The organism is uncultured Flavobacterium sp. (assembly GCF_963974175.1).
Lineage (GTDB): Bacteria > Bacteroidota > Bacteroidia > Flavobacteriales > Flavobacteriaceae > Flavobacterium.
Window position 1 is genome coordinate 58,297 of sequence record NZ_CAXBBR010000001.1, and the last position, 17,794, is coordinate 76,090.

The following is a 17,794-nucleotide window of genomic DNA, read 5'->3' on the forward strand; positions in this document are numbered from 1 at the left end:
AAAAAATTAAAACGTTCCTTGATAATTATTTCAAGGAACGTTTTTCGTTTTACAAAATATCTATAAGTTGGAATCTAAATTTAAGCAGTTGCTTCTCTCTTTCTATTTCTATGGTTATCCATTTCTCCTCTTCTGATCTTAAGAGTGAATTGATCTTTTGTAGAGAATATTTATAGGCAGGATTCCTATTTATGGAAATAATCACATCTCCTTTTTGTAAGCCACTATTTTCAGCCGGTGAATTTTTTCTAATATTGGCTATTTCAAAAATAGGCTTTAATTGAAACTTGTATTTTAAATTAGTAGCGCTTCTTTCCCTACTGGTATCCAGATGGTCTACCGTTATCGGAAAAGCTTGCAACTGTACTGTCTCCTGAATCCATTGCACGCCAGAATGTCGTATTTCAATTCCACTTTTATTGTAAACAAATGGAGCTGAATAGTGTCTATTCTTCCTTAAATACAAAAATTCATTTGGGTAGTCAAAAATGACTGAGAATCTCCTTAGAATTTCTCCTCCAACCGAACCCACCCGATCTGGAACCATGGTTACGTGTTTTATCGAACTGGAATCTGGAAAAGCTATTATAGGTTTGAAAAATTTAAAGTCTGAAATAAAAAATTCAGCAATTCGCGCTCTTTTTCCTTCTACATCACCGCTAAAACCTTTACCTAAATAGTCATCAAAATTAATTATTGGAACATGTATTTTATCCGAAACATTTTGAAAAAGCCATATCGCATCGCTGTTTCCAACATCTACAAGTAATTTTGCGGCAAACCTACTGGAATCAATAACAACATTAGCATTTAGATATGGTTTTGATTTTTCAATAGTAATAGGCACTTTTTTATATCTTCTTTCTATCCATTTTCTGTTTCTCCGACTGTCTTCATAAAAAACAACTTTTCTTTTTTCGTAATTAATTTCGAGTAAATTATTCTTAAAGAAAGGTGACCCGATAATTCCATTTACCGGAATTCCAATGTGCGAGGACAAACTAAAATCCTTATCGACGATTACATATAGAAGATGATTACGGGATTCCATTCCTTTAACCTCCAATAGATTTCCAGCAGATTTCAAACCGTCAATAGCCTCATCACTACCTAAACCCCGCAAAGTGATTTTTTGAATATTTTTAAGATTGAGGTCACTTTCCTCTTCTAAACTAAATAGGATCGTCTCTTTTACTCCAGAATCCACTAAAAAAGTCAACTCTACCCCGTTCACATTTATGGGAATAAATACTAGGTTATTAATTAATTTAAAAGGAATACTTATTTTCTTAACCTCTTTTTTAAATCGAAATCCACCCTGTGCCGAAATAGTGAGGGCGTAAATGAAAAGGAGAAAAAATAAGATTCGTTTTTTCATAGAGTAACATTTCTATAAATTTACTGAAAAAACTAAAGAATATTCCACATTTAACAATAAATAGGCTAGATAGCTTATTTAGTTCAAAAAAAAAATCGCAAATTTGCATTTCAACAATTACTATCATGCCAAAAATATCGAACAAGGGTACACAAATGCCTGAATCTCCAATACGTAAATTAGTTCCATTTTCTGAAATTGCAAAGAAAAAGGGAAATAAAGTATATCACTTGAATATCGGACAACCGGACATTAAGACACCTGAGGTGGCTATGAATGCGGTTAAGAATTTTGATATTAAAGTATTAGAATACAGCCATTCAGCTGGATTTGAAAGCTACAGAACTAAATTATCTCAATTTTATAAAAATCAAGGATTGACTATCGATTTTGAGGACATCATCATTACAACAGGTGGATCAGAAGCTTTGCTTTTTGCAATGGGAAGCACTATGGATCCAGGAGATGAGATCATCATCCCAGAACCATTTTATGCTAATTATAATGGTTTTTCTACTGCATCAGGAGTTAATGTAGTTCCAGTTATTTCATCAATTGATACTGGTTTTGCACTACCTCCAATAGCTGATTTTGAAAAACTAATTACGCCAAAAACAAAAGCAATCCTTATATGTAATCCAGGAAACCCAACCGGTTATTTGTATTCGAAAGAGGAAATGATGCAGCTTGCTGACTTAGTAAAAAAACACGATCTGTTCTTAATCGCTGATGAAGTTTACAGAGAGTTTACTTATGACGGAGATATTCATTATTCTGTAATGAACATTCCTGGACTGGAAGAAAATGCTATCATGATTGATTCTGTATCCAAAAGATACAGTATGTGTGGTGCAAGAATTGGTTGCATTGTTTCAAAAAACAAGGAATTAATGGCTGCTGCAATGAAATTTGCTCAAGCAAGACTGAGTCCGCCAACATTTGCTCAAGTAGCTAGTGAAGCAGCTCTTGATACACCTCAAAGTTATTTTGATGAAGTAATCTCAGAGTATAGAGAACGTAGAGATACACTTATCGCAGAGCTTCATAAAATTGAAGGTGCAAAAGTAGCAACTCCAAAAGGAGCTTTCTATTGTATCGCTGAACTTCCTATTGAAAATGCTGATGATTTTGCAAGATGGCTTTTAGAAAGTTACGACCTTGATGGAGAAACAGTAATGGTTGCACCAGCAGCTGGGTTTTACTCTACTCCTGGAGTAGGTTTAAACCAAGTTAGAATTGCTTATGTTTTAAAGAAAGAAGAATTAATTAGAGCAGTACAAATACTTAAAGAAGCAATTGTCGTTTATAATGCAAAGTAATTAGCACTACAACTTCACAATAAAAGAGACTATATCTCTATAAAAATAGAGGTATAGTCCTCATAATTAAATCAATACCCTACAACGGCAATAACCAATAAAGTTATTGCCGTTTGTTTTTAATACAAAATCGTAAAAAGTCCTTTACTTAATCACTATGTTAAAGCGATCATTAATTATTAAAAGGGATGGAAATTCTTTAGTATTTATTAATTATCTTTACGCCTTAAATATATACACCCACTATAATAGTAGCTTTTAATGAAACATAATGAAGAAATTCATGACGAAATAGGAGATAATCATATTGGTTCATGCGCAACAAATCCTTTACGAGAAGACGCTTTTGATATTACTGATGACGAAAAAATAGAAAGCATAAAAAAAGATGTTGAAAGTATCCTGCTTACACTTGGGATGGATTTGACTGATGACAGCATTAAAGGCACACCTAATCGTGTCGCTAAAATGTTTGTAAAAGAAATTTTTGGAGGATTGAATCCTGCAAGAAAACCAAAAGCATCTACATTCGACAATAATTACAAATACGGCGAAATGTTAGTTGAAAAAAACATTATCGTTTACTCTACTTGTGAGCATCATTTATTACCGATTATAGGAAGAGCACATGTTGCTTATATCTCTAATGGAACTGTAATTGGGCTTTCAAAAATGAATCGAATTGTTGAATACTATTCTAAAAGACCGCAGGTGCAAGAGCGCTTAACGATGCAAATCGTTCAGGAATTACAAAATGCTTTAGGTACAAAAGACGTTGCCTGCGTTATTGACGCAAAACATCTTTGTGTAAATTCAAGAGGAATCAGTGACATCGAAAGTAGCACAGTCACTTCTGAATTTGGCGGAAAATTTAAAGAACCTCAAGCTCGCAGAGAGTTTTTGGATTATATTAAATTAGAAACAAAGTTCTAACGTAATTTATTCCTTATTTACCCACAATTCCTTAGCCCTGATTGAAGTGGAAATCCTTTTTGTTTTTTCTTAAAAATAAAAAGATTGAAGCGGAAAGCAGGAAACAGCTCCTAAAAAAACAAACATGCCTTTATATACTACCCAGAAGTTAAAAATATACAATTCTCTTTCAGGAGAGAAAGAAACATTCGTACCTATTCATGAAGGCAGCATAGGTATGTATGTATGCGGGCCAACGGTTTACAGCAATGTTCACCTTGGAAACGTGCGAACTTTTATGTCATTTGACATTATATTCAGATACTTACTACATTTAGGATATAAAGTGCGCTATGTACGAAATATTACTGATGTAGGACATATTGTGGACGATGCAGAAGATGGAGAGGATAAAATTGCAAAAAAAGCACGTTTAGAGCAATTAGAGCCGATGGAAGTTGTGCAACGCTATACTGTTGACTTTCATGAAATTTTGAAAGCTTTTAATTTTTTACCTCCAAGTATCGAGCCGACAGCAACTGGACATCTTATTGAACAAATTGAGATTATAAAAACAATTATCGACAAAGGAATTGGATATGAAGCGAATGGCTCTGTCTATTTTGATGTCGTTAAGTTTAATGAAACCAATCATTACGGTCGTTTAAGCGGTCGAAATATTGAAGATATGCTTGCTAATACCCGTGATCTTGACGGACAAACTGACAAAAGAAATCCACAGGATTTTGCACTTTGGAAAAAAGCCGAGCCACAGCATATTATGCGCTGGCCTTCTCCATGGAGCGAAGGTTTTCCTGGTTGGCATTTAGAATGTACAGCCATGAGTACGAAATACCTAGGGAATCATTTTGATATTCACGGTGGTGGAATGGATTTAAAATTCCCTCATCATGAATGTGAAATCGCACAAAACGAAGCTTGTACCGGTCAAACGCCAGTTAATTACTGGATGCACGCCAACATGCTGACTTTGAACGGTAAAAAAATGGCTAAATCAACCGGAAATAATATTTTACCGAGAGAAATCTTAACAGGAGAAAACTCGATCTTAAGTAAAGCCTTTCCTGCTTCGGTAGCACGATTCTTTATGTTACAAGCACACTACAGAAGCATCCTTGATTTTTCTGATGATGCTATTGTTGCAGCAGAAAAAGGATATAAAAGACTGATGGAAGCCTTAGCTACTTCAAAACAGATAAGCGCAAGCCCAAGCAGTACGCTAGACATTGCTAGCTGGAAACAATCCTGCTACGATGCTATGAATGATGATTTTAATTCCCCTATTTTAATCGCACAATTATTTGAAGGAGTTCGCTTTATTAATCTATTAAATGATGATAAAGAAACCTTAAATGCAGTTGATTTAGAAAACTTATCTTCAACAATGAATGCCTTTATATTTGATGTGTTGGGACTAGAAGACGAAAAAATAGCAGACGGTAATAATGATAAACTGGAAGCAGTTGTAAACATGCTTATAGGAATGAGAAATCAAGCTAGAGCAGATAAAAACTTTAAACTTTCTGACCAAATAAGAGATCAATTGATTGCCTATGGAATTCAATTGAAAGATGGAAAAGAGGGAACTACTTTTAGTGTTTAATGATCTTTTTTTAGTGATCAGCTAAGAAATTCAAATACTAAATATCTAAAATATGATTTCAAAAATCCTCATATTTCCTTTTGTAGTATTAGTTCGCTTCTATCAAGTTGTGCTTTCACCACTTATGCCAGCAACCTGCAGGTTTGCGCCCACTTGCTCTTCTTATATGATTGAAGCGTTGCAAGTTCACGGTTTGTTTTATGGCGGATTTCTAGGTGTTAAACGAATTTTAAGTTGCCACCCTTGGGGTAAAACCGGCTATGACCCAGTTCCTGAAAAAAAGTGCAATCATCAAGACAATAATCCCTAAGTAAAATTGTGATATCTGACTCTTAAATAGCACAAGAAAATAAGGCATAACTTCAATATACTATTGAAACTCAAAACAAAAAATGTATTTTTACATCAAATAAAAAATAATGACACACGCTTTAAACATAGTTTGGAACCCATCAGAAGGTATTGATTTAGGTTTTTTTATAATCCGTTTCTACAGCCTAATGTTTGTAATTGCATTTGGACTGGGTTGGTACATCATGAAAAACATATTCGAACGCGAAGGAGAATCCATTGAGAAACTAGATTCTCTTTTTATATGGACTGTTCTTGCTACCTTACTAGGAGCCCGTTTAGGTCACGTATTTTTTTACGACTGGGAATATTTTCGAAATCATTTAATCGAAATTCTTTTACCGATTAGAGAAAATATTAACGGTGAATTATTTGGCTTTATTTCTGGCTGGGAATTTACAGGATTTCAAGGGTTAGCAAGTCATGGTGCTGCTATTTCAATTATAATAGCTATGTATTACTTTAGTAAAAAAGTACTACAAAGACCGCTGCTTTGGATTTTAGACCGAGTGGTAATTGCAGTTGCCAGTGGTGCTATTTTTGTAAGGTTGGGTAATTTTTTCAATTCTGAAATTATAGGAAAACAAACAAGCTCTCCTTTTGGAATAAAGTTTGTTCGTGATCAATTTAGTCCTAGAGATGCCGTAAATGCAACACAGATACCAACTCCAAATGAAGCTTATCAAGCTATTGCAACTAATCCACAGTTTGCTAATTTACTAGAACAAGTTCCTGCCAGACACCCTGCTCAATTATATGAAGCATTTTGTTATGTTTTTGTTTTTGCAATATTGTTTTTCTTGTATTGGAAAACAGAAGCCAGACAAAAATCTGGGTTTTTATTCGGACTTTTTCTAGTACTATTATTTTCCGTACGTATCGTTGTAGAGTTTGTCAAAGAAAGTCAGGGTGGATTTGAAAGCTCCTTAGGATTACTTTCTACAGGTCAATGGCTAAGTATCCCATTTATTCTTATCGGGCTCTATTTTATTTTTACAGCGGAAAAACCAGTAAAGATATAAGTCCTAATTTTAAAGTGAAATTAAAACATATCATAAAAAAAAAGCTTCCTAATAAGGAAGCTTTTTTTATTTTATCTCTTTAACGAAAAGTGAGATTTAAATTTCTTAAGTATGTCATTTTCTCTGTATTCGACAACGAACCAATAATCATTTCCTGGCATTGGACGACCGTTATAGGTACCGTCCCAACCTGTACCGTCAGGCGTAATCTCTTTTAATAATTTACCATATCGGTCAAATATGTGAATTTTAGAACTCACATCATCTTGTAGCTCATATATATTCCATCTGTCATTATAACCATCTGCATTAGGGGTAAAATACTTTGGATACCCAATCACTAGAATGTTTGTTCTTACTATCGGCACACTACATCCACCTTCATCGATAACGGTAACCGTATGATATCCCGAAGAAACATATTCGAATATTGGACTCTCTTGAAACGGCCCATCATCCAATTGATATAGATACTTACCACCAGATGCTATCGCTATTATAGTAACTACTTGATTTTCGGCAAAAGCCTCAGTAACGGTCCACTGAAAGTCTGTTAAAGTGTTAGATGGTATTACGGTGACAACTATAGTTTCCGGGTTAGCACATTGATTTGAGTCTGGCGTAAAAATATACGAACCAGTATTCATGTTATTAACTACAGCTGGAGACCAAGTTCCTTTAATTCCGTTAGGAGATGTCGTTTGTAAGACAGGAGGAACACTACCTGAACAAATTGCAAAAGAGTTAAATCCAGGACTAATTCGAAGGTTAACAGTAACATTCAATGTTTGGTTTGTGGCGCATTGATTCGCATTAGGAGTGAAGACATAACTTCCGCTTGCCGTATTGCTAATTGTAGCTGGTGCCCAGGTACCTGATACTCCATTTGGAGAAGCCACGTTATTATCTAAAATAGGCGCTGCCGTTCCTTCACAAAAAGAAGCTATAGCAGGAAAATTAGGAACTGTTCTAGGTGTAATTGTCACAGGAAGCGTTTGCTGAGTGGCACATTGACCAGCAGTAGGTGTAAAAACATATGAACCGCTAGTGGTATTATTTATGGCTGCAGGTGCCCATGTACCTATAATTCCATTAGGTGAAGTAGTCGCTAAAACCGGCACTGGATTTCCGGTACAGATAGCTCCAATTGAAGCAAAATTAGGAGCAACATTTGCTTGAACTGTTATTGTAGCAGTCGTTTTTGTTGCAACTACACATTGCCCTGCATTAGCTGTAAAAGTATAGGTAACGGGTCCTAAAACTGAAGTATTAACTGTGCTAGGGTTCCAAGTTCCTGATATTGATGGTGTATTATTAGAATTTAAAGGAAGAACAGGAGCCGCAGCATTCTGACACACAGTGGTCGGAATGCTTGTGAAAGTCGGTGTTGCTCTTGGCGTCACAGTAATGGCGAGCGTCTGTGTCAAGGCGCACGGAAAAGTAGTAGGATTTGGAGTAAATAAATAACTACCACTAGCGGTGTTACTAACCGTTGCTGGAGACCAAGTTCCAGTAATCCCATTTGGTGATGTATTCCCTAATACAGGTGCAGGATCTCCAGAGCAAAAAGGAGCAATCTGCGCAAAATTTGGGGTTACAGTTGAAGTTCCACAAGGCACACTACAAGTTAAAGTAGCAGTAGCGCAAGGTGAAGTTGCCGAAGACAATATCATTGTAGCTTTTTGCCCTGGTGCCATTCCAAATACTTCCTGATGGGAAACTCCTGTTGTACCAGACCCAGAGCCCCCTCCTTCAATCATATATGTATAATTATAAGTGTTACTACCTAAAGCAGCGTTATTGGACCAATCAAAAAATACTGAAGTTGTTGTGGTAGCTTGCGTAGGATCGCATCTAAAGTTAAGAATAACAGCGCCGTTATCAGCGACAACATTTACTACAATTACAGCTCTTGGACTCTCCCCAGTGCCGTCTACTTGGCTTACATAATAACTTGTTTGACCTACTGCGGTAGTTGACGGAGTTGGAGCTACTGCAGAAGGACTTCCTCCTGTTGCACTGGTTCCATACCAAACTAATGCAGCACCTGCCGAAGCTGTCGCTTTTAATGGTACAGCCGCTCCATTTAGGCAATAATAAATCGGTGAAATAACAGCTGGCGCAGCGGGGGGAACTATGAGTACAGCAACTGAATCAAAAGTATCTACTCTACTATAGCCATAAAGAGTCACATTGAATAAACATACTACTAATAAAAGATAAAGAAATGACCTGTGCTTTTTTTTCATTATACTTTAAGGTTTAATTTAAATCAATATTTAGTAAATATATAAAAATTGAGACTTTAATAAAATTAAATACCTACTTATTGTCAAGAGTAATTGGGATGAAACAGCGAATGCATTCTGTATTTCTTACAAAAACGAAAAATTACGATAGAGATACAGTTATAAAATCATAATGAAACAACAGAGCCCAACTTCAAATTAAGAGTGTCAAAACCAAAATTTACTTTTACAAGCCTGCATCAGAAAGTCGGCATAAATTGGCCAGACTTCCACTAATACATTATAAACTTTAGACACAATACCCACTGAAATTCTATATTAAAATACAGAAAAACTTACAAAAACCATTCTGTTTAAGTGTTCCTCATCACGGAGCCAACACTGTCAGAAAGACAATCTGAAATTGGTTTCGCTACATTAACGCTACAATTGACAATATAGTTTTAATGAATTTCACACTTCCGTATTCATTCTGTTTGTCTGGAACGTACAATATAGTTACCACTTCATTATTGTATTAATATCTATGTTTATATTCTACATAATCCATTTCAGGTTACATAAAAATTTCATACCCTAAGTTTTAACTTTCCTTCAGCAGATTATTAAGTTGCACATTAAAATAGCGACTTATATAGATATCGTTATCAACCCTACAGCACTACCACAATAAATACCAAGAGCAAAATCACACCCCTTCTCCTAAGTAAGTACCCACTAAAAGTAAAAAAGCGAATCCAATCAAAGAGTCTACTATTAGCCCTTATCTCCTTTATTTTAAAATTGGCATTCCATTTACTTAAGCATTACTAAATTGAATCAATATAAAACTAATTTAAAGTCAAAAAAAAAAGACCCAACTTACGTTGGGTCTTTTTAAAGTTATATAAAAACAACTACTAGCTTTCTTGATGTTGTTTTTCAATTAATTTTTTATCTTCTCTAGAGATTGTATCCACCAATACTGGAGTTGCAATAAATAATGAAGAATATGTTCCAACAATAATACCGATAAGCATTGCAAAGATAAATCCTCTAATAGATTCTCCTCCAAATACAAACATTATCGCCAATACACCAATCATCGTTAACGAAGTATTGATTGTTCTTGACATTGTTGAATTAATTGATTTATTTACGATTTCTGAGAAAGTACCTTTAGTGTTACCGTCTAAGAATTCACGAACCCTGTCAAATACAATTACAGTATCATTCATTGAATATCCAATAACAGTAAGGATTGCCGCGATAAAATGTTGGTCAATCTCCATACCGAAAGGCATAAACTTGTAGCATAAAGAATAAATTCCTAGTACAAATATAACATCATGCGCTACAGCTGCGATTGCGCCTAAACCATATTGCCATTTTCTAAAACTGATTAACAAATATAAGAATACAATTAGCATTGCTCCTAAAACTGCCCAGTATGCATTAGTTTTAATATCCTCAGCAACAGTAGGACCTACTTTCGATGCTTGTACAACGCCGTATTGTTTACCTGCGTATGCATTTACAAATTTATCATATGTTAAATCTGCAGAGAAATGTTGTTTTAAACTTTCAAACAACAATTTATTCACCTCTTGATCAGCCTCTACACCATGCTCTTCTACTTTATATTTAGTTGTGATTTTCAATTGATTATCATTACCAAATATTTTAACTTCAGCACTACCAAATACTTTAGTAAGTTCTTCTTTTACGATTCCCGCTTCAACTGGTTTTTCAAAACGCACTTGAAATGTTCTTCCTCCAACAAAATCAACACCTTGATCCAGTTTATTTGTTGCCAATGATATAACGCTCACAACAACTACAATTGCTGAAAACAAATAAGCCCATTTTTTAACTTTTAAGAAATCAAAATTGAAATTTGTAAAAAAGTTTTTAGAGAAATTAGTTACGAAAGTTAAATCAGCTTTTTTACCAATGTTTTTATCGATAAAGATTCTTGCAATAAAGATTGAAGTAAACAATGATGTTACAATACCAATTAACAATGTAGTTGCAAAACCTTTTATTGGTCCAGAACCAAAAATAAACAATACAGCACCGATTAAGATGTGCGTAACATTCGCATCAACAATAGATCGCATTGCTCCTGTCCAACTGTACGAAGATTTTACTGCTTCATCTAGTGATTTACCATCTCGTAATTCTTCTTTGGCTCTTTCATAGATAATAATATTAGCATCTACCGCCGTACCCATTGTCAAAACGATACCTGCAATACCAGGCAATGTAAGAACTGCTCCTAAACTTGCAAGGATTCCAAAAAGGAATAGTAAGTTAACTGCCAATGCAATATTAGCATACCAACCCGCTTTACCATAATAAACCATCATCCAAAGTGATACTAAAAGCAAACCTACAATAGCAGAGTTTGTACCATTATCGATCGCTTCTTGACCTAAGGATGGCCCTACTACTTCTGACTGAACTATATCCGCAGATGCAGGAAGTTTACCAGCTCTTAGTACGTTAGCTAAATCTTTAGTTTCTGTAACGTCAAACGATCCAGAGATTTCAGATCTACCACCTGAAATAGGTCCGCTAGATACACCTGGAGCAGAATATACGATATCATCAAGAACGATAGCAATATTGCTTTTTTGTGTGTATGCTCTACCTGTTAATTCTTCCCAAGCTTTTGCTCCTTGTCCGTTCATTTGCATAGAAACAGAAGGCTTTCCTAACTGGTCAAATGAATCTTTAGCGTCAGTTACAACTCCACCGCTCATCGCAGCGATATTGTCTCTATTCCCTTTCAAAGCATATAATTCTACTGCTTCAACATCTTTATCTTTAGCGTCTTTTATTGTTGTAAGTTTTCCCCAAACAAATTTCGCATAGCGTTGATCTGCAGCTAATAAATTTTTAACATCTTGTCTTTTAAAATATCCATTTACTGTTGCAGTATCTTTTGGAGAGAAAAGACCTAAAACTGGTCCACCACCTTGAGCAATAATTTTGTCAAGTAAAGGATTGTTTCCTTTTTTAGTAGTAGCTGAATCTTTCCCATCTGCTAGTAAAGCACTCAAAGAATCTTTAACAACTGGTTTTGACTCTACAGTAGTAATTTCGGTTTTTTTCAATGCCTCATTTGCAGCCATTAAGAAATTACCCATTTCTTCAATTTTGTACGTTTCCCAGAACTCTAATTGAGCAGTACTTTGCAATAATTTTTTAATTCTGTCTACATCTTTAGCACCAGGAAGCTCAACAAGGATTCTTCCAGACTCTCCTAATTTTTGAATGTTAGGTTGCGTAACTCCAAATTTATCAATTCTTTTTCTAAGTACTCCAAAAGCACTTTCTACAGATTCGTCAACTTTTCTTTTGATTACTTTTTCAACTTCTGCGTCAGTCATTTGAAAATCTACTCCACCTTCTCCTTGCAAACTTCTGTTTGCAAAAATATCTGGCGAAGCTAATTTTACAGTTCCTTTTGAATTTGCAGCAAAAGCATCAAAAAACTTGTCTAAATAAGATTTGTTCCCTTCTAAATCAGCTGTAGCATCTGCTAAAGACTTATTAAATACAGGGTTTTTAGAATTATTAGATAATCCTTTCAATATATCTTTAACAGAGATTTGAAGTATTACATTAATACCTCCTTCTAAGTCAAGACCTTTGTTGATTTGCTTATCACTTACTTCATTGAAGGTGAAATTTGTAAATCCAAGGTTAAATACGCTTTCCTTACCTATGGAATCCAAATATTTTGTTTCTTTTTCAGAATTACCTGCAGCATAAGCTTTGGCATCATTTTTTACTTTGCTTGCGACAAAAGTGAAAGAAAGTTGGTAAATACTCACCAATGCAAATAGAATTGCGAAAAATTTAATAAGTCCTTTATTCTGCATTATTACTAAAAATTAATTATTTTATATTTATTTGTTTATTTTCAACCCTTATAAAAGAACCCCTGACCACGATTTCGATTCTAAAAAAGAAAATCAAGAATTATATTATTTTTTTTTAACCGAGCAAATATATAATTAAGGTTAAGATTAACCAATTTATTTATTAATTAATCTCAAAAAAAAGACTGCTAAAGTGCAGTCTTCTTTATTATATAAGATATTAATTAGTCTAAAATCGATTTAAGCGCATCGTTCATTGCTCGAACGGCAACTGCACTTTTAGCAAACACGGCCTTTTCCTTATCATTCAACTCAATTTCAATAATTTCTTCAACACCATTTTTACCTATTATACAAGGTACACCGATGCAAATATCATTTTGCTCGTATTCCCCTTCAACAAAAACAGAACAAGCAATCATTTTCTTTTGGTCATTCAAAATACTATCCACCAAATAAGCAACTGATGCTCCTGGCGCATACCAAGCTGACGTTCCTAAAAGACCTGTAAGCGTAGCTCCTCCCACCATAGTATCAGCAGCTACTTTTTCTAAAGCCTCTTCTGAAAGAAATTGAGATACTGGAATTCCATTGTAAGACGCTAAGCGTGTCAAAGGAATCATTGTAGTATCACCATGTCCTCCTATAACCATTGCAGAAATATCATTAGCCGGTTTTCCCAAAGCCATTGACAAATATGTTCTAAAACGAGAGCTATCAAGAGCTCCACCCATTCCTATAATTCTGTTTTTTGGCAATCCAGTAGACTTTAAAGCCAAATACGTCATTGTATCCATTGGATTTGAAACCACTACTATAATAGCATTTGGCGAATGAACTAGTACATTTTCAACAACCGTTTTTACGATTCCTGCATTAATTCCTATCAATTCTTCACGAGTCATTCCTGGTTTTCTAGGAATCCCAGAAGTAATAACTACCACACTACTATCAGCGGTTTTAGAATAATCATTAGTAACACCAGAAACTCTGGTATTAAATCCTGTATTTGTAGCACATTGCATAATATCTAACGCTTTACCTTCTGCAAAACCTTCTTTAATATCTAATAATACTACTTCACTTGCAATTCCTCTATAAGAAATTACGTCTGCACAAGTTGCTCCTACATTTCCTGCTCCTACAATAGTAACTTTCATCTTTATATATGTGTTTCTGGTTAGTTAGTTGATTCTTATAATTTAGTTATGCGTCAATATTCGCATAAACAGCATTCTTTTCAATAAATTCTCTTCTTGGTGGTACTTCATCCCCCATTAACATAGAGAAAACTCTGTCCGCTTCAGCTAAACTATCAATAGTTACCTGACGCAAGGTTCTGAAACTTGGATCCATCGTAGTTTCCCACAATTGCTCTGCATTCATTTCCCCAAGACCTTTATAACGTTGAATACCTGCGCTTCCACCCATTCTTTCATTGGCCTGATCACGTTGAAGATCATTCCAAGCGTATTCTTTCTTATTTCCTTTTTTAACTAAATATAAAGGCGGTGCAGCTATGTAGACATGCCCCTCTTCGATTAGTTCCTTCATAAATCTGAAGAAAAATGTTAATATTAAAGTGGAAATGTGGCTACCATCGACATCGGCATCACACATAATAATTACTTTATGGTAACGCAACTTAGAAATGTTCAATGCTTTACTGTCCTCTTCAGTACCTATAGTAACTCCAAGTGCTGTAAATATATTTCTAATCTCTTCGTTTTCAAAAACTTTATGGTGCATTGCTTTCTCCACGTTCAAAATTTTACCACGTAATGGCAAAATAGCTTGAAAAGCACGGTCACGACCTTGTTTAGCCGTACCACCTGCCGAATCTCCCTCGACAAGATACACTTCACATTTTGCAGGATCTTGCTCTGAACAATCAGATAATTTTCCTGGCAATCCACCACCACCCATTACGGTTTTACGTTGGACCATTTCACGTGCTTTTTTAGCCGCGTGACGAGCTTGCGCTGCAAGAATTACCTTTTGAACAATGATTCTAGCATCATTTGGGTTTTCTTCCAAATAAGCTTCAATCATATCACCTACCGCTTGACTTACTGGAGAAACAACCTCTCTATTTCCAAGTTTCGTTTTAGTTTGTCCTTCAAATTGTGGTTCTGCAACTTTTACAGATATAATAGCTGTAAGTCCCTCACGAAAATCATCCCCAGAGATGTCAAATTTTAATTTATCTAACATTCCTGAAGCATCTGCATATTTCTTAAGAGATCTAGTTAGACCTGTTCTAAAACCTTGCAAGTGCGTTCCTCCTTCGTGCGTATTGATATTGTTTACATAAGAGAAGATATTTTCCGTATAACTTGTGTTGTATATCAAAGCAACCTCTACTGGAATTTCTCCTTTTTCATTATCCATAGAGATCACATGTGCAATAATAGGCTCACGATTTCCGTCCAAATAACGAATATATTCTTTTAATCCTTCATCAGAATGAAAAATTTCTGAAACAAAATTTCCGTCTTTATCAAGTTCTCTTTTATCTGTGAATGTAATTGTAATTCCTTTATTAAGGTATGACAATTCACGCATACGAGCAGATAAAGTATCGTATGAAAACTCTGTTGTTTGAGTAAAAATAGTATTGTCAGGGTAAAAAGTAACTATCGTCCCCCTTTTTGTCGTTTCCCCAATTTGTTTTACTGGATATAGCGCTTTTCCTTTTTCATATTCTTGTTGGTACACTTTTCCATCACTACTATGAACAGTAGCCGTAAGATGATTCGACAGCGCATTCACTACCGAAACCCCAACACCGTGCAGTCCACCAGAAACTTTATAAGAATCTTTATCAAATTTTCCTCCAGCACCAATTTTAGTCATTACAACTTCTAATGCTGAAACTCCTTCTTTTTTATGAATTCCTACCGGAATACCACGACCATTATCTTCAACCGTAATAGATCCATCTTCATTAATATCAACAGTAATGGTATCACAATGACCTCCCATCGCCTCATCGATCGAGTTATCCACTACTTCATAAACTAAATGGTGAAGTCCGCGAACCCCCACATCTCCAATATACATCGATGGACGCATTCTTACATGCTCCATTCCTTCTAATGCCTGAATACTATCTGCTGAATAATTGTCCTTCTTGATTTCTTCGCTCATATGATTTATTCTAATAATGTAATTTCGTCTAACACGCAAATATATAAAAATGTAAACTATATTACCGTTAAAATAGCTTTTTAAGCTGTTAAGTTATTAACATATTGTTGATTTTTTCACATAAAAAAACGCTCTCAAACAGGAGAACGTTTCTATTATATCAAAATAATATTTTTATTTAAACTTTAGCTACAGCTTTAGCCATTTCTGAAGCCGCATCAATGTGAGCAGCATTTGCTCTTCCGCTAGGATCTTCATTTTCTTGCCATCTAGGAATCCATTTTCTAACTGTTTGAGCAGCGCTAACTTGCGGGAAGTGTTTATGGAAAATGGTTCTATATAAATACGCTTCTTTAGTAGTTGGCGGATTGTACGGAAACTCAACTGACGCAGCTGCCAATTGCGAATCGGTCACTTGTGTCGAACAATAGGCTTTTAATTGATCAATCCAGCTATATCCTACTCCATCGCTAAACTGCTCCTTTTGTCTCCACAAAACTTCTTCAGGCAGGTAAGGATCCTCGGGAGTGTCAAATGCTTTTCTTAAAATATACTTTTCTTTGTTATTATACTTTTTAGGCTGCTTTTCTTCTGGTTTAACCCTCATAGCAACATCTAAGAAGTCTTTATCTAAAAATGGCACTCTAGTTTCTAATCCTAGAGCCATAGTCGACTTATCTGCTCGTAACAAATCGGCAGTAAATAATTTTTGAACTCTTTCTATTGTTTCTTTTTGAAATTCCCCTGCAGATGGTGCGTTACTAAAGTACAAATAGCCTCCAAAAACCTCATCTGCTCCTTCTCCAGAAAGCACAACTTTAATTCCTAAATCAGTTATCGCTTTCGATAAAAAATACATTGGTACACTTGCTCTTACCGAAATGATATCATAAGTCTCTAGATTCCAAATTAACTTGTCTAACAATGCTATCCCTTGTTCAACTGTAAAATAAATTTCATGGTGTTCTGTTCCTATAAAATCAGCCACTTTTTTGGCCGCCAACACATCTGGCGTTGTAGCATCTAGACCAATAGAAAACGAATGTACTTTTTTTCCTTGCTTAGCGTAAATTCTTGCTGTAATTGCCGACGTTAATGACGAATCTAATCCTCCAGAAAGTAAAACCCCAACAGGCACATCGGCCATCAAGCGTTTTCGAGTTGCTTCTGTCAAACTTTCTCTTATGCTTACCAAATCTAATTCTTGATTTGCATTTAAATAATCTTCATATTCTGGTCGGTAATATTTTACAAACCCCGATTTACCTGTATAAAAATGCCCCGGAGGAAATGTAGAAAACGTTTTACACTGATCTGCAATAGATTTCATTTCTGAAGCGAAATAAATCCTCCCTCGCTCATCTAATCCATAGTATAAGGGTTTTACTCCTAATGGATCTCTTGCTGCCATATAATTATCACCATCCACCACTACAAAAGCAAAATCACCATCTAGCATATTACAGAAATCATTGCCAAATTCTTCGTACAAACGAACAATTACTTCCGAATCAGATTTTGTTCTAAAAGTGTGCTCTTTCAATATACCTTCTCTTAGTTCTTGATGATTGTAAACCTCACCATTATGAACCACATAGGCAGTAGTACTTCCTTGAATAGGTTGTTTACCCGAATGCAAGTCGATGATCGACAAACGTTCGTGACTTAAAATAGAACCGTTTTCCATAACATGCAAATCACTTTCGTCTGGGCCACGGTGCGACATCCTTTTTGAAAGCTCCTTTACTAGTTCAGCATCTTTTCCTTTTCCTATAATGGCTAATATTCCGCACATAATTTTATAATTATCATTGTTTCGAACATGTAAAGATGCGTTAGCAGTTACAAATACAAAACACAAGTGTGTAATTTAGTTATACTTTATAACCAAAAACAAGTAAGTTCATTAAAAATGAAATT

At 35.1% G+C, this 17,794-nt stretch carries 11 protein-coding genes; 5 read left to right on the top strand and 6 right to left on the bottom strand.

Annotated elements, in window-relative coordinates:
* Positions 1 to 49 precede the first annotated feature (49 nt).
* Complete coding sequence (locus AAC069_RS00240; protein WP_339918546.1) at positions 50 to 1,378, bottom strand: aspartyl protease family protein; 1,329 nt, start codon at positions 1,376 to 1,378, stop codon at positions 50 to 52.
* A gap of 125 nt (positions 1,379 to 1,503) precedes the next feature.
* On the opposite strand from AAC069_RS00240, the gene AAC069_RS00245 reads away from it, so the two are divergent.
* The 5 genes from AAC069_RS00245 (at position 1,504) to lgt (ending at position 6,606) form a co-directional block, all read left to right on the top strand.
* Positions 1,504 to 2,697 (top strand): pyridoxal phosphate-dependent aminotransferase, encoded by a 1,194-nt coding sequence (locus tag AAC069_RS00245; RefSeq protein WP_339918547.1) that lies wholly within the window; start codon positions 1,504 to 1,506, stop codon positions 2,695 to 2,697.
* A gap of 261 nt (positions 2,698 to 2,958) precedes the next feature.
* A complete protein-coding gene (folE, locus tag AAC069_RS00250) occupies positions 2,959 to 3,630 on the top strand; it encodes a GTP cyclohydrolase I FolE (protein WP_091084535.1) in 672 nt (223 codons plus the stop codon).
* Positions 3,631 to 3,754: 124 nt separating this feature from the next.
* Positions 3,755 to 5,233, top strand: coding sequence for a cysteine--tRNA ligase (cysS, locus tag AAC069_RS00255; RefSeq protein WP_339918548.1), 1,479 nt, complete (start codon positions 3,755 to 3,757; stop codon positions 5,231 to 5,233).
* A gap of 52 nt (positions 5,234 to 5,285) precedes the next feature.
* Positions 5,286 to 5,543 carry a membrane protein insertion efficiency factor YidD gene (yidD, locus tag AAC069_RS00260; protein ID WP_339918549.1) on the top strand — a complete coding sequence of 86 codons (258 nt, stop codon included), beginning with the start codon at positions 5,286 to 5,288 and terminating at the stop codon, positions 5,541 to 5,543.
* A 109-nt stretch (positions 5,544 to 5,652) separates the two neighbouring features.
* Positions 5,653 to 6,606, top strand: coding sequence for a prolipoprotein diacylglyceryl transferase (gene lgt, locus AAC069_RS00265; RefSeq protein WP_339918550.1), 954 nt, complete (start codon positions 5,653 to 5,655; stop codon positions 6,604 to 6,606).
* A gap of 71 nt (positions 6,607 to 6,677) precedes the next feature.
* Here lgt and AAC069_RS00270 read toward each other — a convergent pair whose 3' ends face one another.
* From AAC069_RS00270 to asnB, 5 genes are all read right to left on the bottom strand, one after another.
* Positions 6,678 to 8,855, bottom strand: a complete 2,178-nt coding sequence (locus tag AAC069_RS00270) for a T9SS type B sorting domain-containing protein (RefSeq protein ID WP_339918551.1) — start codon at positions 8,853 to 8,855, stop codon at positions 6,678 to 6,680.
* Positions 8,856 to 9,754: 899 nt separating this feature from the next.
* Positions 9,755 to 12,724 (bottom strand): protein translocase subunit SecDF, encoded by a 2,970-nt coding sequence (gene secDF / locus AAC069_RS00275; protein WP_339918552.1) that lies wholly within the window; start codon positions 12,722 to 12,724, stop codon positions 9,755 to 9,757.
* 224 nt (positions 12,725 to 12,948) lie between these two features.
* A complete protein-coding gene (gene mdh / locus AAC069_RS00280; RefSeq protein WP_339918553.1) occupies positions 12,949 to 13,884 on the bottom strand; it encodes a malate dehydrogenase in 936 nt (311 codons plus the stop codon).
* Positions 13,885 to 13,930: 46 nt separating this feature from the next.
* Positions 13,931 to 15,874, bottom strand: a complete 1,944-nt coding sequence (gene gyrB, locus AAC069_RS00285) for a DNA topoisomerase (ATP-hydrolyzing) subunit B (protein WP_339918554.1) — start codon at positions 15,872 to 15,874, stop codon at positions 13,931 to 13,933.
* Between the two features lie 178 nt (positions 15,875 to 16,052).
* Entirely contained in the window at positions 16,053 to 17,669 is a 1,617-nt protein-coding gene (asnB, locus tag AAC069_RS00290; RefSeq protein WP_339918555.1) for an asparagine synthase B, read from the bottom strand.
* Between the last annotated feature and the right edge of the window lie 125 nt (positions 17,670 to 17,794).